The 21,777-nt window shown below is 42.7% G+C and carries 21 protein-coding genes; 8 read left to right on the top strand and 13 right to left on the bottom strand.

Annotated features, from left to right (window positions below; translation table 11 throughout):
* Positions 1 to 146 precede the first annotated feature (146 nt).
* Positions 147 to 629, top strand: coding sequence for a hypothetical protein (locus tag AY605_RS04990; protein WP_064095360.1), 483 nt, complete (start codon positions 147 to 149; stop codon positions 627 to 629).
* An 86-nt stretch (positions 630 to 715) separates the two neighbouring features.
* Here the strand turns inward: AY605_RS04990 and AY605_RS04985 are convergent, their stop codons facing one another.
* From AY605_RS04985 to AY605_RS04955, 7 genes are all read right to left on the bottom strand, one after another.
* Complete coding sequence (locus AY605_RS04985; protein ID WP_044108343.1) at positions 716 to 1,300, bottom strand: uracil-DNA glycosylase family protein; 585 nt, start codon at positions 1,298 to 1,300, stop codon at positions 716 to 718.
* A gap of 32 nt (positions 1,301 to 1,332) precedes the next feature.
* Positions 1,333 to 2,043: an SGNH/GDSL hydrolase family protein gene (locus AY605_RS04980; protein ID WP_064095359.1), complete on the bottom strand. Its 711-nt coding sequence runs from the start codon at positions 2,041 to 2,043 to the stop codon at positions 1,333 to 1,335.
* 217 nt (positions 2,044 to 2,260) lie between these two features.
* On the bottom strand, positions 2,261 to 3,319 hold the full coding sequence (locus AY605_RS04975) for a fatty acid desaturase (RefSeq protein WP_064095358.1): 1,059 nt from the start codon (positions 3,317 to 3,319) through the stop codon (positions 2,261 to 2,263).
* Positions 3,320 to 3,728: 409 nt separating this feature from the next.
* Entirely contained in the window at positions 3,729 to 4,472 is a 744-nt protein-coding gene (locus tag AY605_RS04970; RefSeq protein ID WP_004280440.1) for an SDR family oxidoreductase, read from the bottom strand.
* Positions 4,473 to 4,524: 52 nt separating this feature from the next.
* Positions 4,525 to 5,223: a histidine phosphatase family protein gene (locus AY605_RS04965; protein ID WP_064095357.1), complete on the bottom strand. Its 699-nt coding sequence runs from the start codon at positions 5,221 to 5,223 to the stop codon at positions 4,525 to 4,527.
* Positions 5,220 to 6,341: a phosphotransferase family protein gene (locus tag AY605_RS04960; protein WP_064095356.1), complete on the bottom strand. Its 1,122-nt coding sequence runs from the start codon at positions 6,339 to 6,341 to the stop codon at positions 5,220 to 5,222. The genes AY605_RS04965 and AY605_RS04960 overlap by 4 nt, the downstream gene beginning before the upstream one ends.
* Positions 6,342 to 6,396: 55 nt before the next feature.
* Positions 6,397 to 7,638, bottom strand: a complete 1,242-nt coding sequence (locus AY605_RS04955; protein WP_064095355.1) for an acyl-CoA dehydrogenase family protein — start codon at positions 7,636 to 7,638, stop codon at positions 6,397 to 6,399.
* A 94-nt stretch (positions 7,639 to 7,732) separates the two neighbouring features.
* On the opposite strand from AY605_RS04955, the gene AY605_RS04950 reads away from it, so the two are divergent.
* Both AY605_RS04950 and AY605_RS04945 read left to right on the top strand, forming a co-directional pair.
* The gene (locus AY605_RS04950) at positions 7,733 to 8,650 is read left to right on the top strand and encodes a LysR family transcriptional regulator (protein WP_064095354.1); all 918 of its coding nucleotides are present in this window, start codon (positions 7,733 to 7,735) and stop codon (positions 8,648 to 8,650) included.
* Between the two features lie 197 nt (positions 8,651 to 8,847).
* Complete coding sequence (locus tag AY605_RS04945) at positions 8,848 to 9,408, top strand: thermonuclease family protein (RefSeq protein WP_064095353.1); 561 nt, start codon at positions 8,848 to 8,850, stop codon at positions 9,406 to 9,408.
* A gap of 80 nt (positions 9,409 to 9,488) precedes the next feature.
* Here AY605_RS04945 and AY605_RS14990 read toward each other — a convergent pair whose 3' ends face one another.
* Genes AY605_RS14990 through AY605_RS04935 form a run of 3 tightly spaced genes read right to left on the bottom strand, consistent with a single transcriptional unit; the run spans position 9,489 to position 12,052 of the window.
* The gene (locus tag AY605_RS14990; protein ID WP_144724873.1) at positions 9,489 to 9,596 is read right to left on the bottom strand and encodes a DUF2474 family protein; all 108 of its coding nucleotides are present in this window, start codon (positions 9,594 to 9,596) and stop codon (positions 9,489 to 9,491) included.
* 9 nt (positions 9,597 to 9,605) lie between these two features.
* Entirely contained in the window at positions 9,606 to 10,610 is a 1,005-nt protein-coding gene (cydB, locus tag AY605_RS04940; protein ID WP_064095352.1) for a cytochrome d ubiquinol oxidase subunit II, read from the bottom strand.
* Entirely contained in the window at positions 10,607 to 12,052 is a 1,446-nt protein-coding gene (locus AY605_RS04935) for a cytochrome ubiquinol oxidase subunit I (RefSeq protein ID WP_064095351.1), read from the bottom strand. Before AY605_RS04935 ends, cydB begins: the two co-directional genes overlap by 4 nt.
* A 256-nt stretch (positions 12,053 to 12,308) precedes the next feature.
* Between AY605_RS04935 and AY605_RS04930 the strand changes: the two genes are divergently transcribed.
* Positions 12,309 to 12,749 (top strand): MarR family winged helix-turn-helix transcriptional regulator, encoded by a 441-nt coding sequence (locus AY605_RS04930; RefSeq protein ID WP_064095350.1) that lies wholly within the window; start codon positions 12,309 to 12,311, stop codon positions 12,747 to 12,749.
* A complete protein-coding gene (locus AY605_RS04925) occupies positions 12,749 to 13,951 on the top strand; it encodes an MFS transporter (RefSeq protein WP_064095369.1) in 1,203 nt (400 codons plus the stop codon). Before AY605_RS04930 ends, AY605_RS04925 begins: the two co-directional genes overlap by 1 nt.
* 6 nt (positions 13,952 to 13,957) lie before the next feature.
* On the opposite strand, the gene AY605_RS04920 is transcribed toward AY605_RS04925, so the two are convergent.
* Entirely contained in the window at positions 13,958 to 14,938 is a 981-nt protein-coding gene (locus tag AY605_RS04920) for a GlxA family transcriptional regulator (RefSeq protein WP_064095349.1), read from the bottom strand.
* 78 nt (positions 14,939 to 15,016) lie between these two features.
* Here AY605_RS04920 and AY605_RS04915 point away from each other — a divergent pair, with 78 nt between their 5' ends.
* A complete protein-coding gene (locus tag AY605_RS04915; RefSeq protein WP_081406327.1) occupies positions 15,017 to 16,828 on the top strand; it encodes an acyl-CoA dehydrogenase in 1,812 nt (603 codons plus the stop codon).
* Between the two features lie 54 nt (positions 16,829 to 16,882).
* Here AY605_RS04915 and AY605_RS04910 read toward each other — a convergent pair whose 3' ends face one another.
* Positions 16,883 to 18,097, bottom strand: coding sequence for an alkane 1-monooxygenase (locus tag AY605_RS04910; RefSeq protein WP_064095347.1), 1,215 nt, complete (start codon positions 18,095 to 18,097; stop codon positions 16,883 to 16,885).
* A gap of 188 nt (positions 18,098 to 18,285) precedes the next feature.
* On the opposite strand from AY605_RS04910, the gene AY605_RS04905 reads away from it, so the two are divergent.
* The gene (locus AY605_RS04905; RefSeq protein ID WP_064095346.1) at positions 18,286 to 19,236 is read left to right on the top strand and encodes an AraC family transcriptional regulator; all 951 of its coding nucleotides are present in this window, start codon (positions 18,286 to 18,288) and stop codon (positions 19,234 to 19,236) included.
* A 5-nt stretch (positions 19,237 to 19,241) separates the two neighbouring features.
* Here AY605_RS04905 and lpxB read toward each other — a convergent pair whose 3' ends face one another.
* Positions 19,242 to 20,411, bottom strand: a complete 1,170-nt coding sequence (gene lpxB, locus AY605_RS04900; protein ID WP_064095345.1) for a lipid-A-disaccharide synthase — start codon at positions 20,409 to 20,411, stop codon at positions 19,242 to 19,244.
* A 387-nt stretch (positions 20,412 to 20,798) separates the two neighbouring features.
* Between lpxB and AY605_RS04895 the strand changes: the two genes are divergently transcribed.
* Positions 20,799 to 21,689 (top strand): sulfite exporter TauE/SafE family protein, encoded by an 891-nt coding sequence (locus tag AY605_RS04895; RefSeq protein WP_064095344.1) that lies wholly within the window; start codon positions 20,799 to 20,801, stop codon positions 21,687 to 21,689.
* Positions 21,690 to 21,777 lie beyond the last annotated feature (88 nt).

Raw genomic sequence — 21,777 nt, 5'->3', positions numbered from 1 at the left:
TTTTTTAAAGAGCCCATGTGGCTCTTTTTTATAATCTGAATGACGTTTTAGATTGATCAAACTGCCGTAGTTTTAGTTTTTTCAGGCAATGCCAAGCTAAATAAGTTGTTATAAAATTTATAAAAAATAAAAAAGAGAATCACGACATGATTTCTGAGAGTGAATGGCAACAGATTCGCCAAGTGGTCGCTGATGCACAACGGGCTGCCATGCATTGCTCTATTGCAACGGTCAACTCTAAAGGTTTGCCTAGCATTACTCCGATCGGAACTATATTTCTCAACAAAAAGACCAGTACGGGTTTCTTTTTTGATACTTATTCCACTACTTTTTCTGAAAATTTACAGCATCAGCCGATGGCCTGCATACAGGCTGTGAACAGTAGCAAACTGTTTTGGTTTCATTCGTTGCTTAAAGGTAAATTTAAGCGTTATCCAGGAGTACGCTTATATGCAGAAATTGGGCCTTTACGTCCGGCCTCACCTGAGGAAATACAGCAGGTGGAGTCGCGTATTCGAACTTTAAAATGGACCAAAGGTAGCCAGTTAATCTGGTCCAGCTTTCATCATGTCCGGGAGATTAAAATTAATAGCCATCGCTGGGTTGAATATCCAAATATGAATAAATAAAGCCAATAACTTACAAATAGTAAGTTTATGTCTTGTCTGTAGCCTAAAACCTCTTTAACCATTTTATCTGATTATTGGATTAAATATTAAACTAGACCCACATGTTCAAACATCAATCGGTAACTTTCGGCTTTTTTCTCTAGAGAAACCGGATATGCTCGAGAAGATGAAGGCATGCGATATAAATACAGATCACGTCCGACAAAATGGGCCTCGCTAGGCTGACCAATACTCGGCTTTAAAGTCCCTTCAGGCATAGACAGCATCATGGTGTCTGTGGCCTTGTCGCCTGTGGTCATAATATGATTGCACTGCGGCATTTGGCTGAGTAGTTGCTCAATATTGGTAGGTACTACAATTTCCAAAAATTTGTCTGAAGCATTGCCCTTTAAACGCCGGATCTGATAGCCACTATCAAAAATCGCAATCCCCGTTTCTGTTAAAAACTCCCGGATCAATTGTTCCTGAAATTTTTTATTGGGTAGATCTAAAAAGTAATCTTTATTTTCAAAGAAAATCAGTCCAAAAATCCGCCACATATCATTTTGATAGTTTGGATAATAAAAGTTCATTTTCCAGCGTGTGGCAGGTGGCGGAAAACTACCCAACATCAGTAATTTGGCATTGGGCGGTAAAAATGGCGGTAGCGGATGCGTTTCAATATCAGACATAGAATTAACTAAATTGAGAGATTTCAACTATTTTAGAAGGTCTTCCGAATCTTGCCAGCTACTTCTTGTCCCCAAAGTGTATAAACTTCCTTACTCGGATGAAAACCATCTGCAGCCATTTGTAAATTCATGGCACGATACTTCTCAATATCGTATTCAATCCATTGCATATTCACTTGCTGATTCACAAAATTTTCTAGTTGCTGGTTCATCTGTTTAGCATACTGGCCAAATAGCCAGGCTAAAGGATTCGGTAGCGCCGGAAACATATTCATTGGCGGCACACCGGCAGCAATGATCAGTTTCGGACTAAATTTTTGCTGAATTTTACTATAAAGCTGTTCCTGTTTCTGAATCCAAACCTCGACAGGTATCAGTTTGGTCACATCATTGACGCCAACCGACGTGACGATTACATCATAGTGCTGGACTTCTATTTGGTCCAAAGCATGAATTACTTTTGAGCTGGTATCGCCTGTTTTGGCCTGTAATTTCCAGTCAATTTCAAAGTCATCTTTCAGTTCATGCAGAATTGCACCCAGTAATGCGTCATCCTGATGTTCTACTCCTACACCTGCTGCTGCCGAATCCCCTAAAATCAGCAGAGACAGTTTGTTGCCGGTTCCGGTTTGACCTTCACGTGCACCTTCAGGTTCCGGCAGTCTTAGGGTATTTTTCTTGATACGATTACCCTGAATGACAAGTGCAGGAATCAAGGCAATGGTGGCGGCTTTCAGCAACATAGCGGGCTAATTTATATAGGGATATACTTAATTTTACCTGAGTTTATTCTTTTGAACTATTTCCTCAACAGTCATTTTAAATGAATGTTCATCTAAATTTAACTAAGATAGGATTCTTGCAAAATACAGGCTTATACATCTTGCCATTGGGTAAAACATCAAGGATAAATATAAAAAAATCCCGCTTAAAAACGGGATTTCTTATGGAAATTAAAGCTTAGATTTTATAGTCATTCCAGCGATTCATACGCTTAAAAGTTCCCACATCATTAAAACGCACGCCCACTTCTTTCATTACTTTATGCGCCGTTTTGGACGTCAGTTGACGGATATAAAATGGCTCTTTGACCACAAAATGATGAATCGCATGGGTCGAACCAAAATTACAGCAGAATAACTGGAACGGAACCATCCACCATGGATTGAGCACTTGGGTTTGTTTGATCACATCACGTGGATCAATATCGCCATAGTAATGCATATTTGAGCTGACAAACTGCAAGCTAAAAGAACGGATAAAGTTCGGAATCACCCAGATGACTGCCAGCAGATTTACAATCGGCATCGCGTCGACAATGCCTTGCGACCAGAGCATCTCATAACCGAATAGCGGTGAAACTGCATTTAAACCATGAAAGACCACAAACAGGTAGCACAATCCATAGTAAATAATGCTGAGAGGTAAAAAGCCAAATAGCTGAGAAATCATGGCAATTTTACGTTCTTTTTCAGGCTGTTTTTCCAGAAAAAGATGAATCATTTTAATCATCTGAAATGGACGCAGATACACTGACATCAACTGGTCACTAATCACCAGAATTCGGCGAATGCCCCAAGGCATACCATTACTGATGCCACGTTCTTCCAGGTCATGTTCAGTGCCTGAATATTTATGATGATGCAAATGTAAACGACGACGTGCCCACGGACTGATGGTGTTTGGACGTGCCAACCAGACCAGTGCCAGCATCAGATGATGTGCCCAAGGTGTTTTTTTGAAATACATATAATGAATCAGGTCATGTTCCAATTCATGGGTCAATGACGCAAAAATCGCAATCAAGGGAATGGTAAACCATGCTGAGAAATAACCTGTTCCATATGCTACCGCGCATGCAATCATGCCTGCCCAGGCAAAGCCTAAAATACTCGCACCTATAAAGTTCTGATGTTTGAGTATGGGATAACGAGCACGCACCTCTTCCCCGGCCTGGGTAACGATACTTCTGACCTTGGAGATTCGCTGCTGGTCAGTCATATCCGCAGATGTAGACATATGGACAACCTTTAATTTCTGAACGGTTGTACATTAAAGGAAATTCTAAAAAAGAGAAGTTATCTTTCCACTTTTAGAGTGAGTATGTCTAAGTTTTGGACAGTTTGGAAAAGTTCTTAAAATTGGCGAAAATTAGGAAAAGTAAAAGATGGTCTTTCTCATGAAACGAAAATTTAAAAGTAATTGATTTAATTGCAAATTCATCAATAAAATAAAAATATAATTTTTGATAATTTAAAACTTTATTTTAATAATCAATATATTAGGATTTATAAGATTTCGCTTTTTTGTAAATTCAAGCTATACATTTTTTAGAAAAAAATACTGATTCAGAAATTTTTCTCAGTTTGTCATAAAAAATAAAAAGAGAAGCGCTCTAGCTTCTCTTTTTATAGATCTAAGAGCGCTTTTAACCTAACTTGTTCACCAGTTTAAGTGGTAATACTTTCATGGCTAGACCGAGTGGCAACCAAGGCCATTTCGGCACATAAGCCTTAACTGGTGCTTTTTCAATTTCTGCTGCCAATAAACGCGAACCAGTTTTTTCATCTACTTCAAAAGGTAGCTTTTTTGCCCCTTCATTAATTTCAGTACGAATATATCCTGGGAAAATGGTGGTCACTTTTATTGGCGTATCGATCAATTCAGCTCGAATGCCTTCCGCTAAATGAGCCACGCCGGCCTTACTTGCACCATAAGCCGTTAAATGTTTTGGCATACCGCGCATTGCACTCATAGATGAAATCATCACCAGATGGCCAGAGTTTTGTGCACGGAAGATTTCAACTGCAGCTTCACATTGTGCTAATGCCGAAATAAAGTTGGTTTCAACCGTGGCTTTATTGATAGCAAAATTACCTTTACCAATCCGGCGGCCCTCACCGACACCAGCATTCACAATAACTCGGTCAATGGTGCCAAAGTCTTCTTTAAAAGCACGAAACACTTCAAACACTTGATCGTAATCGGTGACATCTAGTGTTTTGGCAATGACTTTGATGCCATATTGGCTTTCCAGTTCCTGCTTTAAGATTTCCAGACGCTCCAAACGACGTGCACAAATCGCCAGGTTATAGCCTTTTTTCGCAAATTCACGTGCCATACCGGCGCCGATCCCTGAACTTGCACCGGTAATTAAAATTGTTTTAGCCATGTATTTACCCTATTCCTTTATTTTTCTAGCGTATTAGGTTTTCAATCTCATTTTAAATCCAGGTCAATAAGTCTGGACGCTGTGCTTTAATAAAATGATGTTCATTTAAACTGAGTAGTTGCGGTTCATTACCCACCAGACGTAGTGTCGTGATACTGGTATTGGTAATCGCCCAGTTCAGAGCAAAGGTTTTCTCCGGACTAAGGCCCAAAATTTTGCCTACAGCCACAGAAATTACCCCACCTGAGGTATAAACTACTGCATAGCGTGGTCGGCTTTTGGACAACTGGTCACACAGATTTTCTAAGCCGCTTTCCACGCGTGCTTTGAAACTTGGCCAAGATTCATCATATTCATGGTGATAATCATCGCCAGTCCAGCGTGCAATTGCACCGCTAAAAATCTTGCTCAGATAATCCCGTGGATTTTCATGTTCTGATACATCCTGTTTCAGCAATTCAGGCTGATTAAAGCGCGGCTCATAACGGGCGAATACCTGCTGATGATTAAATTCATTCCAGGCACTATCGGTCAGAATCTCACTTTCCGGAAAACATTCTTCCAGAGATAATTTCGCCGTCTGCTGATGACGCTGCATGGAACCTGCAACCACATAAGGTGCTTCTTTCAGAATTTCATCAAAATAGCGACCCAAAAGCTTTGCCTGTAACTCGCCATTGGGCGAAAGCTGATCATAACTTTCTGCGCCAAAAGAGGCTTGGCCATGCCGGATCAGGTAAATAGTGGTCATTTTGGCATTATCTCTTTAAATTTCAGGATATATTTCTGTGCGATCTCATTAGCTTCCAGTTTTTGGCTGCCAATCAGTTTTAAAGCACGAATATGCAAGGCATGAATTATCACCCAGAAATCCTTAAAGGCCGGATTATTGGTTTGTTTGTGGTAATAACGATAATAAATCTGCTGGGCGATGACCGCGAGGCGGAATACACCAAACACCTCATAAAATGTCCAGTTCTCAGGCTGCAAACCGGTTTTTTCAAGATAGTAATCTACGACCTCTTTACGGGTAAACATACCTTTTAGATTGGTCGGCTGACGACGCGTCGCTTTAAAAATGGCATTATCGGTATCTTCTACCCAATAGGCCAAGGCAGAACCCAGATCCATCAGCGGATCGCCGAGAGTGGCCATTTCCCAGTCCAGTACACCAATCACTTCAGTCGGATTCTCTGGATCCAGAATGAGATTGTCAAAACGCCAGTCATTATGAATGACGCAGGTTTTAGAGTCGGAAGGAATATTTTCATTAAGCCAGTTGCGTACATATTTAAAAGATGGAACATTTATGGTCTTGGCTTTCTCATAACGATTATCCCAACCTTCTACCTGACGGCGGCAATAACCCTCACCTTTGCCCAACTTTTCCAGCTCGGTGCCTGTATAAGGAACCTGATGCAATTCGATCAGTTTATCAATCATATTGATACATAATGTCCGAATATCAGACTCAGTCAGTTGCAATTCAGGTGGCATTTTGGCGCGTGGAATAATGCCTGCGATGCGTTTCATCACATAGAAATCACAGCCAATCACCGATTCATCCTGACAAAGCGCGACCATTTCAGGTACGACCGGATAGTACCCAGCCAAAGCTTTCTGCACATGATATTCACGTGCCATATCATGTGCTGATTTGGCTTTGGTGCCTAGTGGCGGACGACGTAAAATTAGATCGGCATTGGCATACTTTAGACGATAGGTCCAGTTTGAAGCCCCACCTGAATATTGAGTCACTTCAACGGGGCTTTCAATATTGTTACCGTTTTGGATTAACCATTCGGTGATGGCCTGTACATCCAGCTCTTCACCTTGACGAACTCGTCCACCAACATCAATAACCGCCATAATGTTTCCTCAAAATTTTTTTAATACGTTTCAATCTTCTTGTTAAAAAACTAGATCACTTTTTGCGACGAGTACTGTAGCCACGTTTTGCCAGTTCCAGTTTGGCAATCATGCCTTTATGCACTTCATCTGGGCCATCGGCCAGACGTAAGGCACGTGCCTGAGCAAAGAATCCTGTCAATGGCGTATCCTGAGAGACTCCGGCACCACCGTGGATCTGAATCGCCATATCGACAACTTTTTCAAGCACACTTGGCGCAACGACTTTAATTGCAGAAATTTCAGTCAAAGCCGCCATATTCCCTAAAGTATCCATTTTATAGGCAGCATACAAGGTCAAAAGACGCGCCTGATCAATTGCAACCCGTGCTTCCGCGACACGTTCCAGGTTGCCGCCAAGTTTTAAAATCTCTTTGCCAAATGCGCTGCGGCTCATACCACGATCTATCATCAACTCCAAAGATTTTTCCGCCGCGCCAATACAGCGCATACAATGATGAATACGACCTGGTCCTAAGCGACCTTGAGCAATTTCAAAGCCCTGACCGGCACCACCAATAAAATTTGAAATAGGGACACGGACATTATCAAAACTGACTTCGCCGTGGCCATGTGGTGCATCATAGTCACCAAACACTGGCAGCATACGTTCGATTTTAACGCCGGCAGTATCGACCGGAACCAGAACCATCGAATGCTGATGATGACGGTCTTTTGTTTCATCTGGAGTATGCGCCATAAAAATAATGATTTTAGCATTCGGATCACCCAGACCTGATGACCACCATTTACGACCATTCAGAACAATCTCATCACCTTGAATTACCGCCGTTGCCTGCATATTGGTAGCATCACTGGATGCAACTGCAGGTTCAGTCATACAAAAGACCGAACGGATTTTTCCTTCTAAAAGTGGCATCAACCATTGCTGTTTCTGTTCTTCAGAACCATAACGCCATAAAACTTCCATATTGCCGCTATCAGGCGCATTACAGTTAAATACCGTTGGCGCAATCAGGCTACGGCCGGAAAGTTCCGCGATATGTGCATATTCCTGAACCGACAGGCCTTGACCAAGTTCTGGACAAGGAAGAAACATATTCCAGAGGCTTGCAGCTTTGGCTTTGGCTTTTAAATTTTCCAGTTCTGCAGGCCATTGCCATTTGGTCCAGTCTCCACCTTGGTTCAACTCGTGAACTTGCTGCCAGAATTCAGCTTCGACCGGCTCAATTTCTTCACTAATAAACTTTTTAGTTCTGTTTAAATAATCCTGTGCATGTGCTGAAAGTTCAAACATTGATTCATCCCTCTAAATATTCTAATTCATACGCTTTACAACACCTTAACCCAAATTCTATTATGAACAAAATGATTTTAACCCATATAATATTATGCATAGTATTCATTCTAAAACCGTGATGGATATTCGAAATTTCCATCGTATTGACATTAACCTTTATCCACTTTTTATTGCGATTTATGAGCAAAATAGTATTTCTAAAGCTGCACAGATTTTATCAGTTAGTCAGTCTGCTGCTAGTCATGCGTTGCAACGTTTAAGACAGCATTTACAAGATGATTTATTTGTGCGCACTGGTAGCAAAATGCAGCCTACCCCGTTTTCAGAACAGATATATCCTGAAGTAAAAAAAGCACTTTTTGCAATTCAAAATATTTCGATTCAGCATCAGCAGTTTAACCCTGAGATGATTCAGAGCCTGAAGATTGCGGTTCATGATGAAATTGAGCCGATGATTTTCCCTAAACTGGTTCAGCACTTCCAGCAGCTTAGCCTCGATATTCAACTTAGCAGCATGAAGCTGGATCGTAAAAATATTGCAGCAGATCTGGCCTCTCAGCAGGTCGATTTTGTCATAGATCTGGAACAAAATATTGCTGAAAAAATCCAGTTTGAGCGCCTGGTACAAGATAAATTTGTAGTATGTACACAATTGACAGAAATGAGTGAACAGATTTATCTTGCCTCTCTTCATATTGGCGTGTCCTCACGTCGTACTGGGGTTTTAGTTGAAGATATTTATTTAAATCGGAAACAGTATTCACGGCAGATTTTTTTACGTTGTCAGCATTATTCAACTGCACTACAAATTTTGCAGCAACAAAAGACAGCCATGCTGACTATTCCTGAAAATGTATTGGCACATTTACAATTGGCTGCTTGTCTTAACGTTTTTAAAGTTCCTGTAGAACTGCCTGAAATTAATATGGGTATGTATTGGCATAAGGATTTACAAGAGAATAAGAGGCATCAATTTTTAAGAAGTGAAATTTATAAAATTTTTGCTTAGGCTATTTAAAATATTAATTTTTGAAGCCCGTGGATTTATCTTATCAGCAGAAAAATATACTTAGGCTATTTTAGTCGGTACAAAACTAAACACTGAGTGATTAGCTTTTAATCCGTAGATCTACTGGCTTTGCTCTAAAATGACCCAACTTTTAGCTGTGTTCTCGCAGCTGTATCTTGCTGATTTGGATCTCGCCCTTGTTAAATCTCTCCACCAGCTGGCAAATTGTGCTGGGTCTAGTACTGCTGTGTTTTTCCTATTATCTGCTGCACAAAATTACGGTCTATTTAAAAGACATATTCCGTCCCTTTAAGAAAGGTAAAAAATATTGGTGCCGCGTAAAAGCTGTGAGTGATGGGGATACACTCACCTGCTACCGTTTTAATATCCGTCGCTCTGAAATCAAATTACGCTTTGCTTTTGTAGATGCACCAGAATCTAGTCAGGCCTATGGCAAGGAATCACAGCGACTAGTCAAAAGTATGGTGCATAATAAAATGGTTCGGGTAAAGATTACCGACATTGACCGTTATGGCCGTTGCGTCGGGGTGGTCTACCGCTATCGTAAAAATATCAATGAAGAGATTGTTAAACGTGGTGCAGCTTGGGTTTATGAGGAATACATTAAAGATAAAAACCATTTACGCTATATGATTGGACTGCAAGATAAAGCTAAGAAGCAGAAGAAAGGCCTTTGGAAACATACTCGTCCTGTACGTCCAAGTGTTTATCGCAAACAGTTAAAATCCTCAATTTAATTTTTTTATAATAGATTAATTGCAGCTAAAAAAAGTGATCAGGACATCCAGATCACTTTTTTCATCTTGGTTTTAATAATTTAGTAAGCTAAATGCACCATAAAGCGGAATGCACCGGCAATCACCGCCAGCGTTAAAAATCCCGCTAGCCATAATCCTACAAACCATAATACCTGTTTGCCTTTCATTACCGCTCCTTAATGATAGCCATCATCACCGACCCTGACCTTATGCCGGAATACCCAATAGGACATACCCGTATAAATCACAATAATCGGGATCAGGATCAATGCACCAATCAAAGTGAATAACTGGCTATTTTCATGCGCTGCTGCCTGCCAGATGGTCACGCTTGGCGGAATAATATATGGCCACAGGCTGATTAAGAAGCCAGTATAAGCGAGGAAAACCAGCACCAGCATATAGGTAAATGGACCTAATTCACTGCGTCTCTTACAGGCACGCAAAGCCAGCCAGGTAAACAGCAGAACCAAAATTGGAACCGGCATAAAATACGTAAGTTGAGGCTGGCTGAACCAGCGTTCAGCAATTTGCGGATGGGTTAACGGCGTATATATACTCACACCGGCCAGTATGATCAGCAAGGCAATAATCAGCTTTGGCATCAGTTTAAACATTCGATCCTGCAAGTCATCTCCAGTTTTATAGATCAGCCAACCACAACCCAATGCTGCATAGAGTACTACCACACTAATACCGGTAAAAACACTAAATGGACTAAGCCAGTCCAGACCACCTCCGACATAGACACCGTTCCGGGTCTCAATACCCTGAATATAGGCTCCTAGAATCATGCCTTGCAGAAAACTGGTAAGTACAGAACCACCTATAAAGGCTTTATCCCACCAATGCTTGCTACGGTTTGCCTTGAAGCGGAATTCAAAGGCCACGCCCCGGAAAATCAGAGCAATCACCATTAGAATAATTGGCATATACAATGCCGAGAGTACAGTTGAGTAAGCAAGGGGAAAAGCTGCAAATAGCCCGGCACCGCCTAACACCATCCAGGTTTCATTACCATCCCAAACCGGAGCAACAGTATTCATCATGACATCACGTTCATCCTGATGCGGGAAAAAAGGAAACAAGATGCCGATTCCCAGATCAAAACCATCAAGAATGGTATATACCAGTACACCAAGACCAATAATCGCAATCCAGATTAATGATAAATCAATCATTTTTTATCCTCCTGATCCGGTTGTTCAGGAACTTCTTCAATACGCTCGCGAATACTACTTAATGGTCGACGCGAAGCCTGAACCACATCGCTATCTGTTTCATGATGCGGTCTGGAATGAATGAACTCTGGACCTTTGTGCATAAGACGTAACATGTAGTAGATCCCGATGCCAAATACCACACAGTAGACGACTACAAAAATTATCAGGGTTAGCCCCACCTGTTCGGCGGATACCGGTGACAGTGCATCCTTGGTCCGCATGATGCCGTAGACTACCCAAGGCTGACGGCCGACTTCCGTCGTAAACCATCCAGCCAGCAAGGCAATAAATCCGGAGGGACCCATAATCAAGGCAAAACGGTGTAATGCGCGGGACTCATAAAAACGACCTCGGTTACGTGCCCACGCCCCCCATAATGCCAGTAACAGCATGAGGACTCCCAGACCGACCATGATCCTGAAGCTCCAGAAAACGATTAATGAATTAGGCCGGTCTTCAGGTGCAAAATCTTTGAGTCCTGTGACCGTTCCATCCATTGAGTGAGTCAGAATCAGGCTCCCCAAGTTCGGAATTCCGATTGCATATTTGGTTTCTTCAGCTTGCATATCGGGAATCCCAAAAAGATATAAAGGCATGCCTTCATCATGATTGGTTTCCCAGTGCCCTTCTATTGCGGCCAGTTTCGCTGGTTGATGCTCAAGAGTATTAATACCATGCATATCACCAATAACCACCTGCAATGGCGCAAGTACCAGAATCAACCACATTGCCATAGAGAATGAAGTTTTAACCAGTGGATCACGACGTCCCTTGAGCAGATGCCAGGCTGCTGCAGAAGCTACCAGCAAAGCAGAAACCAGAAAAGCAGCTGTACCCATATGTGCCAGACGATAAAGGAAAGAAGGATTAAATATGATAGCAATCCAGTCTTGCGGGATAATCAGGCCATTTTCTATTGCAAAACCGTGTGGAGTCTGCATCCAGCTGTTGGAAGATAAAATCCAGAACATGGAAATACAGGTTCCAAGCGAAACCATCAAGGTCGAGAAAAAATGTGCCTTCGGTCCCACTCGTCCCCAGCCAAATAACATGATGCCGAGAAATCCGGCTTCCAGAAAGAAAGCGGTTAAAACTTCATAGGCCAGTAAAGGTCCGGTGACACTACCCGCCACCCGTGAAAACTCACTCCAGTTCGTTCCGAACTGATAGCTCATGACCACGCCTGAGACTACACCCATCCCGAATGCAACAGCGAAAATTTTCACCCAGAATTTGAACAGATCCTGAAAAATCGGGTTTTTGGTTTTGAGCCAGCGCCATTCCAGAATAGCCAGAAAACCGGCCAGCCCAATTGAAATGGCAGGAAAAATGATATGAAAAGATACAGTAAAGGCGAACTGTATTCGTGCTAACTCTAATGCAGTTAAACCCAGAGTCATAAGCTTCACCTATGTATTGTTATTTGGCATCTTTGCCTTACAATTTTTAAGTCATGAATTCTTCTAGTGACATGGCTAGCTTAGGCGCGACCATTATAAAAAGTATGTATTCTTTTGTTGGTTATTTTTTAATCATGTTAAACCATGTAACTATAGCTAGCAAAAAGAACATGCTTAATCATTTTAAAAATCCCCCCTTGAGCTTTAGATAAAACAGGCGTAAATTAAGCAAAAATTAGTTACCCAGGTTAACTATATGTTCTATCAGACTTCCAGATTTCGTTCCTTGTTGTTGCGGTGCGCACGACTCATGAGTGATGAGATCAATACTATTTTATTATCCTCTCAGCTCAATTACTCCCTATGGCAAGTGCTTTACATCATTCAAGCCCACCAACAATGTACATTGGTTGATATTTCAAGCTATTTGAATGTGTCGAAGCCCGGTATTACCAAGCGGATTCAGCAACTGGTGGAGCTGGATCTGATCGCCCAGATCGAAACTGAAGATAAGCGTCAAAAACTATTCAAACTGAGTGAACAAGGCATAGAAACCTTTGCCATGTGTTCCAAGCAGATTGATGCATTTGAAGATCAGTTACTTGAACAGATTGAGGCAAATGATCTGCAAAAAAGTAAAACCACCCTGGTACAACTTATTCAGCAGTTACAACCTAATTCTCAGGAAAATTCATGATGAGCCAAGAACAAGAAGCGCCTTTATGGACGCCCAACTTTATCCTGATCAGTCTGGTAAATTTTCAACTGGTTCTGGTGTTTTACTTGCTAGTGATTGTCATCGTCGGTTACTCGGTTGCTGAGTTAGGTGCGTCGACTGCTCAAGCCGGTCTGGTATCCGGTCTGTTTATTGTGGGTACGTTATTTGGACGATTATTGATTGGAAAATTACTGAATCGTCTAGGTTTGAAAAATACTCTTGTTATTGGTTTGACTGGTTTCCTTCTTTTTTCCGGACTGTATTTGATTCCAGCCAAGCTGGAGGTTTTATTAGGGATCCGGCTGATACACGGTTTTATGATGGGTATGGCTTCTACTGTACTGGGTACAGTGATTGCACAGACCATTCCTGCCACCCGGCGTGGTGAAGGAATTGGCTATTACAGCATGAGCAGCACCCTTGGCACAGCGATTGGTCCCTTTGTCGGAATCTGGCTGATGACAAATTTTAATTATCAGGTTATTTTCATCTTTACCAGTATCGTTGCGCTCAGCTGCCTGATTTGTGGCTTGTTCATCCAGCCACCACGCCTTAAGGCAAGTCATTCATCAGCAGATTCTACCTCGCAAAGCACCAGTAAACTGGCTCAGTATATTGAACCGAATGCCCTACCGATTGCACTGATTGTACTGCTGGTGGCTACTTCTTATTCAGGTGTACTGTCCTTTATTCATTTTTATGCCAAAGACATTAATCTGGTCGAAGCAGCATCATTCTTTTTCTTAATGTATGCCTTTGCCATTTTGCTTTCGCGTCCTTTTACCGGCCCGCTGATGGATCGTAAAGGCGAAAATATCATTATCTATCCTGCCATTGTGATTATGGCACTGGGAATATTGCTACTCAGTCAGGCGCAAAACTCTGTGATGTTACTTGCCAGTGCTGCCTTGCTTGGTTTTGGTTTTGGTAATATCCAGTCGGTGTGTCAAACTATTGCGGTGAAAAGTACGACATTGCAGCGTATGGGACTCGCAACCTCAACCTTCTTTATTGCCCTGGATGCCGGTCTTGGTTTTGGCCCTTATTTCCTGGGTATGCTGCTGGATCAGATCGGTTATCGCCAGCTTTATCTGTTCTCGGCGCTGCTCACCCTGAGCTGCCTGGTCTGGTATTACCTTCTGCATGGCCGTAAAGTAGGAAAAGTACAGCCTTCTCATTAAACGCTTTTAAAAGCGCCGGCTGAACCGGCGCCGGTATTCCAACGGCGTCAGACCGGTTTTTTTATGAAATAAACGGCGGAATGAACTTGGGTCCTGATAGCCGACATTTTGCATGATCACATCCACAGCTTGATCGGTCTCTTCCAGTCGTTTACGGGCGGCTTCAATCCGGATTGCTTGTAGATACTGATTGGGCGGTATGTCTAAAGCTTGTTTAAAGCGTCGAATCAGGGTTCGGCCAGTCACATTAAACTGCTCTGCCAGCTGGTTCAAACTAAAATCTTCATGAAAATGCTGCTCTAGCCAGTTCTGGATTTTTTGTACCAGTTCATCATGGTGCGGCTGGCCAATATTCAGCAATGAATAAGACAACTGGCTATCACGGCGGTAATCAATTACAAAAGATTTAGCCGATTGCATGGCCACCTCAAAGCCATACAAGCGCTCAATCAGATGCAAACCCAAGTCAAACCAGGCCAGGCCTCCACCCGCACAATAGATATTCTGATCCCGGCTAATCATCAGATCGGCATTCAGTTTCACCTTTGGATAGCGTGAACGGAACATTTCCTGAAAACCCCAATGCGTTGTTGCAACTCGGTCATCTAAAATGCCTGCTTCTGCAAGAAAAAAATTCCCGGTACAGTTTCCTGCAATTAAAGTCGCATCTGCATGTGCAGATTGTAAAAAATGAATCAGTTCTGGATTCTGTTGTAATACATCCTGAATCGGTGCAGCGATGGTCGGTACCACCAGAATATTTGCAGTTTGAATTTCTTGATAAGAAAAATGTGCCTGCAACTGCAGCCCATTGATACACCGAATCGGGTGTCCATCCGGACTGGCGATACTCACCTTAAACAGGCGCTGTACATCCTGCTGCTGGATCCGGTTCCAGCTTACGCCAGCCATGGCAAATAAATCGACTACACCAGTAATGGCCGAAGCCAGAGCTCCATCAAAGCCTAAAATCACCACCTGTTGCATATTTTTCTATTTGTCACTTTTCACCCGATTCATGTCATTATTGACAATCCTCCTCAATAAAAGCAACTGCTAGTCTTGATGCTATCTCAAGGATTAAACATTCAGGATAGTACCGTGACTCAACTGATGAACGATAAAGATCTTCATTTCCAGCTTTATGACGTATTCAAACTTGAAGCGCTGACTAAACTGCAACGCTATCAGGATCATGACAAAAATACTTTCGACAGTATTCTGGAAACGGCAAAAGGTATCGCGACTGATTATTTTGCACCGCATAACGCCAAAGCTGATCAGCATGAACCGAACTTTGACGGCAAACAGGTCAAAACCATTGATGAAGTGAAGACAGCTTGGCAACAGTTTGCCGATGCCGGCCTGCTCTGCGCCCAGCATGATTATGCAGATGGCGGCATGCAACTGCCCACTTTGGTGAATATGGCCTGTAATACTTATTTCATGTCGGCCAATCCGTCCACCGTGGCTTATTCTTTTCTAACAGCAGCTGCGGCGAACCTGATACAAGCTTTTGCCTCCCCAGAACAAAAGCAAATATTCCTACCGCATATGTTGAGTGGCCGCTTTGCTGGCACCATGGCCATGACCGAACCGAATGTAGGTTCCTCTTTGGGCGATCTGACCACTAAAGCGATTCCTCAGACAGATGGAATTTATAAAATTAAAGGCCAGAAAATGTTTATTTCGGGTGGCGATCAGGACATTAGCGAAAATATTGTGCATCTGGTCTTGGCGAGGATTCAGGATGCGCCGCAAGGCGTGAAAGGAATTTCCCTGTTTATCGTACCAAAACTCAGAACTCATGAGGATGGTTCCCTCGGTAAAGCTAATGATGTACAGCTGGCTGGCTTACTGCACAAAATGGGCTATCGAGGTACTACATCTACAGTTTTAAGCTTTGGAGAAAATGATAATTGCTTAGGCTATTTAATTGGAGAACCTGGACATGGCTTAAAATATATGTTCAAGATGATGAATGAAGCGCGTGTGGGTGTAGGTCTGGGCGCAGCCATGATTGGTTATCGTGGCTATCTGGAATCTCTGGATTATGCTAAAAACCGTCCGCAAGGCCGGCCAGTTCATGAAAAAACACCTGATTCCAAACCGGTGAATATCATTGAACATACCGATGTCAAACGCATGCTGCTGGCGCAAAAGTCGTATGTAGAAGGTTCGCTGGCACTTTGCTTATTTGCAGCCCGATTAATTGATGAACATCAGGCAGCTCAAGATGAAGATAGTGCAATTCTGCTTGATCTCATCACCCCGGTGGTTAAATCTTTCCCTTCTACCTATGGTCCGAAAGCCAATGATCTGGCCATTCAGGTCTTGGGCGGCGCGGGTTATACCCGTGAATATCTGGTGGAGCAATGTTACCGTGATAACCGGCTCAATCCGATTCATGAAGGCACTTATGGTATTCAGTCTCTGGATCTGCTGGGACGTAAACTCTGGCAGCACAATGGCAAAGGGCTAAATTTACTCATGCAGCGCATCCAGAAGACCTTGTCAGAGATTCATGAACCTAAGATAGTGGAACTGGCAGATATCTATAAACAGCATCTTGCCACTGTGCAAAAGACTACACAGATTTTAGGCCAGGCCTTGCATCAAGGCAAAGTCGCCAATTCAGGACTGTATCTGGATATGATGGGCAAAACCATCCTGTCCTGGCTATGGCTGGAAATGGCGAATCAGGCTCAACTCAAGTTTGGCACATCTTCGCAGGCAGAAGATCAGACTTTTCTGGCAGGGAAAATTCAGGCAGCTCAATATTTTATTCGCTGGGAACTCCCTGAAGTTGAATATCAAGCCAAATTACTGATGAATCTGGATGATACTTGCCTGAATATGCAAGCCGACTGGTTCTAGGCAGACTTCATCAAAAAATGCGCCTTTATCGGCGCATTTTTATTTTGTAATTCATTAAGCGATAGAGTCATTTACACCAAATTTTTTAAACAGCTTGGCACGCTTGGAAGGCAAGATATTGGCCTTGCTTAAATCGCCCTGATAATGCTGATATACTCGCTGATCCATGATTTTGTACCATAAAGGTGGAATCAAGGCTGGAATCAGCATGGTTGCATAACCGCTGGGTAATTCTGGCGCTTCATCAAAATGCCGCAACGCCTGAAATGGCCGGCCTGGAAAGGCATGATGGTCAGAATGGCGCTGTAACTGGTACAAAAACAGATTAGTCACGATATTGTTGTTGTTCCAGCTATGTTCCGGCAAGGTTCGCTCATAACTGCCATCCGCTTTCTGTCCGCGTTTTAGTCCGTAGTGCTCGATATAATTCACAATCTCAAACAAGCTAACGCCATAAAATGCCTGTGTCAGTGTATAAGGAATAATTTTCTTGCCATACGCCTTTAGCATCAAGGCATGATAGCCGGCACTCATGGCCCAACCATGAAACAGTTCATTTTCCTGACTAAAGAATTTCAGCCCCTTACGCTCGAGCCGTCTTTTTTCAATCCGGATTGCAGATTTTAATCCGCCTATTACGGTACGTGGCCAGAAGCGGTAAAAAGATTCACCCATTTTCGAAGATGCCGGATCTTCAGGCGTGGCTACCCGTTTATGGTGTCCATAAGGATGTTCAATTCGGAAATGGTTATAGCCCAAAGGCATCAGGCTGGCATGAGACCAGTAATGGTCTTTTTTCTGGGGACGATGGCTGAGTTCATGTGCGGTATTCACCCCCACACCATTAATCGCCCCCATAGAAATTCCAAGCAATACCTGATCCAGCAAAGACACATTTGGTCGGCTTACGACATAGCCGGCAAAGGCATTGGCTGCCATTTGCAAGGGAATAAATGCTTTTACAATGCGGTCATAATAAGGATCATTAACCAGTGCCCTGATCTGCGCATCATTTGGGTTATTGGCATCATCGCCAATCAGGGCATCTAAAGTGGGAATAATTACATGCAGTAATAAAGGCCCGCCCATCGCAAAGATTTTTTGAGTGGCTTTGGGACCAAAATGATAACCAGCCAGAATTCCCATTCCGATCACAGGCAGACCTGGGCTGAGCAACCAGCCAAAACGTTTTTTATCCAGCTTGACACCCTTTAGTGCCGACGCTTCCTGCGTAAACTGCGCTTTCTGGATTTGTGCAGGGGCATTCATTGCGACCTTCCTTTTTTATGTTACTCTGCACTTATAGTTGAATATTTCAGCAGCAGCGAACAGTATTCAACGTCCAGAAAAGCTATGTCAGCGTCTTTGGCACATGCTGCCAAATTCTGGCCTATAATCACAAAGTTAAAAAATTTATTGTCAATTAAATGAAATAAAACAGAAGAATAGAGCTAGGCATGGATGCTTTAAGTAAAATTTTTGATGATATTCATCTGGAAAAATCGGAATATCTTTATCTAAATGTGTTTCATCCGGGCGGCTTTGACTATCAGCATGAGCCTTTTATGCTGGCCTATATCCTGTTACAGGGACAGGCCCAATTAAAGTTCATGAATGGTGATTGGCTGGAGCTGCAACAAGGTGATCTGGTGCTATTACCAGCAGGTTCCGCCCATCATGTTTCCTGCCCAGACAATGCCGATTTTTCTGCACGCTGTGCGATTAATCCTTATTTTCAGAGCCATGCACAGCAATGTGTCGATCTCAATGGGGAAAATTCTACGGAGCATAGCTTCATACTGGCCATTCGTTCCAGCCTGGATATCCAGATGGCCAAACCTCTTTTGAGTGCCTTACCTAAATACCTGCATATTCAGCATATTCTGGGTGATACGGCGCCGGAATGGTTACAGGTCGGCTTGCAGTTTCTGGCACTGGAAACCCAGCAGCTTCGTCCGGGACGTGACAAGATTCTGGATCATCTGGTCAGTATTTTACTGATTGAATGCGTGCGTGATTATATTTTAAACCTGGAAAATGCCTCGAGCTGGCTGAATGCTCTCTCACATCCGGAATTATCTAATGCACTGGCGGCGATTCATGGCAAACCTGAACAGTCCTGGACCGTAGAAAGTCTGGCCGAACAGTGTCATATGTCACGTTCCAAATTCGCCCAGTTGTTTACCCAGATTGTCGGTGAGCCGCCTCTTGCTTATCTGCAACAGCACCGCCTGCGCCTCGCCGCGCAATATTTGAGAAATAGTGGATTTGGTATCCAGCAGATCGCTTATCTGGTTGGTTATTCATCCGAGACGGCATTTAGTCAAAGTTTTAAAAAACAGTTTGAACAGACGCCGACCCAATACCGGCTGAATTCTCAGAAGAATCAGTCTATATTACCAGACTAAAATTACTAGACTAAAGCCAGTACCGCTTTGACCGGGTCTTCACTATTACCAGAAAGCAGCTGCTTGTGCATGGTAATATGCTGCATGACCTGAGTCTGCGCCACTTCAATATCCATTAACTTTTCAATTTCAGCAGCCAGATTTTCCGGGGTAGCATCGGACTGAATCAATTCCTGAATCACTTTTTTGCCAGCAATGATATTTGGCAATGAAAAATAAGGGATTTTTACCAGTAATTTGGCAATTTGATAAGTCAGCCAGTGCAGTTTATAAAAAGTCACCATCGGACGGTGCAGCAACATCGCTTCAAGCGTTGCAGTTCCAGACGCCAATGCGATGATATTCGATGCATTCATCACCTGACGGCCAATTTTGGATTCAGCGCTGGTATTTTCCATCAGACGAATCTGGGCCTTTAGGCTCTCAGGATAAGTGGCCAGTAAACTTTCGATTTGCTGCTTCCGTGCATCATTAATGGCCGGAATCAAAAAGGTATAATCCGAATATTTTTGGTGCAGAATATTGGCGGCATCCAGAACCAAAGGGCCTAAACGTTCAATTTCCCCACGGCGGCTGCCCGGCAATAAGGCAATATATTTCTGATGTGGATCGAGGCCTAATTCTGTTTGAGCATCCAGAATTGGATTTTCAAGCGGTAATTGGCTAGCGAGCGGATGTCCAACAAAAGCTGCCGGTACATCCCATTGTTTGAAAAAGGCTTTTTCAAATGGAAATAAGCACAGTACCAGATCAATACTGGCTTTAATGCCATGCACACGACCTTGACGCCATGCCCAGACCGAAGGACTGACGTATTGCACGGTTTTAATCGGTAACTGTTTTTGTTTAATGGTTTTCGACAAACGCAGGTTAAAATCAGGCGCATCAATCCCGATAAAAATATCGACCGGATCTTTAGTCCAGGTTTCCACCAGACCATCACGAACAGCAAAAAGTTTTTTAATATCTTTTAAAACTTCGACAATGCCCATCACCGATAAAATATCCATCGGATAATAGCTTTTAAAACCTTCCGCGATCATTTGCGGACCACCGATACCTTCAAATTCAACATTAATGCCTTGCTCACGAAAACGGCGAATCAATTTTGCACCAAGCGTATCTCCAGAAACTTCACCGACCACGATTCCAATTTTAAGTTTTCGATTTAGCAAGTGGGTTTCCTCTCAAATCCGCATGGAAATTTATTGAATCGGGATTCTAACATAATCCTGTCGCTATTCCGGAATAAGCTTAAGCATCTTCTAATTTTAAGAAACTCACCGTTTAGAATGACTTAGTCAATGATCGAGCTTGCATAACAAGAATTAAATCGACATTTACAGGTACATTAAATTAGACAGAAATGGGTTAAATCGGGCAGTTAAAATCAATCATCATATTCGCACTTTATACACAACCCGGTGAATCAACATGAAAGATCACCTAATATTCTTCACCTAGCTTTATCTTTTTTATGCATAAGTAAATCAATAATCAAGACAACGACTTATATCCAAAAGTCATAAGATATGCTCGTTTTTTGATTTTGGCATATATGCATGTTTGGTCCGATTGAATTTATTTTAGCAGGGGTTCTGGTAGGTTTTTGTGTAGGTGTCACCGGTGTAGGTGGTGGTTCATTGATGACGCCAATTCTCATCAGTTTATTCCGGATTGAACCACATATCGCGATTGGTACTGATCTTCTTTATGCCGCGATTTCTAAATTCTGTGGCTCGTTTGTGCATGCCAAGAAAATGAATATTGTCTGGCCGATTGTGATCTGGCTGGCTGTCGGCAGTATCCCCGCTTCTTTTGCAACGCATTGGGTTCTTGATAACTATCTGAGCCAATCAACGCATTACAAGGCCGTCCTGACCATGGTATTGGGCTTTATGCTGACCATTACCGGCTTATCTATTCTGTTTCGCACCCAGATCGAAAATCTTATCAATAAATACAGAAAACAAGAACTGCCTGACATGACGCAGGATCTGGAAAAAATAAAACTGCAAGCCAAAGATAAGCGCGTAGCCATTATCATTATGGGTATTATCTTGGGCATATTTGTCACGCTCTCTTCAGTGGGGGCCGGCGCATTTGGTATCATGGCTCTTGTAGTGATGTTCCCGAATCTGCCGATGATTCGTATCATTGGCTCAGATGTTGTGCATGCAGTGTTACTGACCCTGGTTGCAGGGCTGGGTCATATGTCTTCAGGCAACGTCGATTTCATGCTACTCATGTGGTTATTGGTGGGATCTATTCCGGCGATTATTGTGGGGACCTTGCTTAGTTCACGTATGCCGGAAAAACTGATCCGCAAAATTTTAGGTATCACCCTATTTGCCCTAGGTGTAAATTTCATGATTAATCCTGTGAAATCAAAACCGGCCCAACCTGCTGAAACAGCAATGATAATCATGAGCCAAAATTCACAATCTGTTTAACTTAACTATCCGATTCATCACTTTTTTTTCAAAGAAATATTCATCTTTTTTATAACAAAGTGACGCATCATTCATGTTATATTCGGGC

This window comes from Acinetobacter sp. SFD (genome assembly GCF_001647575.1).
Lineage (GTDB): Bacteria > Pseudomonadota > Gammaproteobacteria > Pseudomonadales > Moraxellaceae > Acinetobacter > Acinetobacter pecorum.
Note: the sequence above shows the minus strand (reverse complement) of the source record. Positions and strands in the feature narration are given on the sequence as shown.

What these genes read in the sequence shown, in the direction of transcription:
- AY605_RS14990 (WP_144724873.1), bottom strand. Translation starts at nt 9,596, where the DNA reads ATGAAAGGCAAACAGGTATTATGGTTTGTAGGATTATGGCTAGCGGGA.
- AY605_RS04970 (WP_004280440.1), bottom strand. Translation starts at nt 4,472, where the DNA reads ATGGCTAAAACAATTTTAATTACCGGTGCAAGTTCAGGGATCGGCGCC.
- AY605_RS04975 (WP_064095358.1), bottom strand. Translation starts at nt 3,319, where the DNA reads ATGTCTACATCTGCGGATATGACTGACCAGCAGCGAATCTCCAAGGTC.
- AY605_RS04960 (WP_064095356.1), bottom strand. Translation starts at nt 6,341, where the DNA reads ATGGCGGTTATTGATGTTGGTGGACGAGTTCGTCAAGGTGAAGAGCTG.
- AY605_RS04985 (WP_044108343.1), bottom strand. Translation starts at nt 1,300, where the DNA reads ATGTCTGATATTGAAACGCATCCGCTACCGCCATTTTTACCGCCCAAT.
- AY605_RS04955 (WP_064095355.1), bottom strand. Translation starts at nt 7,638, where the DNA reads ATGTTTGAACTTTCAGCACATGCACAGGATTATTTAAACAGAACTAAA.
- AY605_RS04930 (WP_064095350.1), top strand. Translation starts at nt 12,309, where the DNA reads ATGTTCTATCAGACTTCCAGATTTCGTTCCTTGTTGTTGCGGTGCGCA.
- AY605_RS04950 (WP_064095354.1), top strand. Translation starts at nt 7,733, where the DNA reads ATGCATAGTATTCATTCTAAAACCGTGATGGATATTCGAAATTTCCAT.
- AY605_RS04980 (WP_064095359.1), bottom strand. Translation starts at nt 2,043, where the DNA reads ATGTTGCTGAAAGCCGCCACCATTGCCTTGATTCCTGCACTTGTCATT.
- AY605_RS04925 (WP_064095369.1), top strand. Translation starts at nt 12,749, where the DNA reads ATGAGCCAAGAACAAGAAGCGCCTTTATGGACGCCCAACTTTATCCTG.
- AY605_RS04895 (WP_064095344.1), top strand. Translation starts at nt 20,799, where the DNA reads ATGTTTGGTCCGATTGAATTTATTTTAGCAGGGGTTCTGGTAGGTTTT.
- AY605_RS04915 (WP_081406327.1), top strand. Translation starts at nt 15,017, where the DNA reads ATGCTATCTCAAGGATTAAACATTCAGGATAGTACCGTGACTCAACTG.
- AY605_RS04920 (WP_064095349.1), bottom strand. Translation starts at nt 14,938, where the DNA reads ATGCAACAGGTGGTGATTTTAGGCTTTGATGGAGCTCTGGCTTCGGCC.
- AY605_RS04905 (WP_064095346.1), top strand. Translation starts at nt 18,286, where the DNA reads ATGGATGCTTTAAGTAAAATTTTTGATGATATTCATCTGGAAAAATCG.
- AY605_RS04990 (WP_064095360.1), top strand. Translation starts at nt 147, where the DNA reads ATGATTTCTGAGAGTGAATGGCAACAGATTCGCCAAGTGGTCGCTGAT.
- cydB (WP_064095352.1), bottom strand. Translation starts at nt 10,610, where the DNA reads ATGATTGATTTATCATTAATCTGGATTGCGATTATTGGTCTTGGTGTA.
- AY605_RS04910 (WP_064095347.1), bottom strand. Translation starts at nt 18,097, where the DNA reads ATGAATGCCCCTGCACAAATCCAGAAAGCGCAGTTTACGCAGGAAGCG.
- AY605_RS04965 (WP_064095357.1), bottom strand. Translation starts at nt 5,223, where the DNA reads ATGACCACTATTTACCTGATCCGGCATGGCCAAGCCTCTTTTGGCGCA.
- AY605_RS04935 (WP_064095351.1), bottom strand. Translation starts at nt 12,052, where the DNA reads ATGACTCTGGGTTTAACTGCATTAGAGTTAGCACGAATACAGTTCGCC.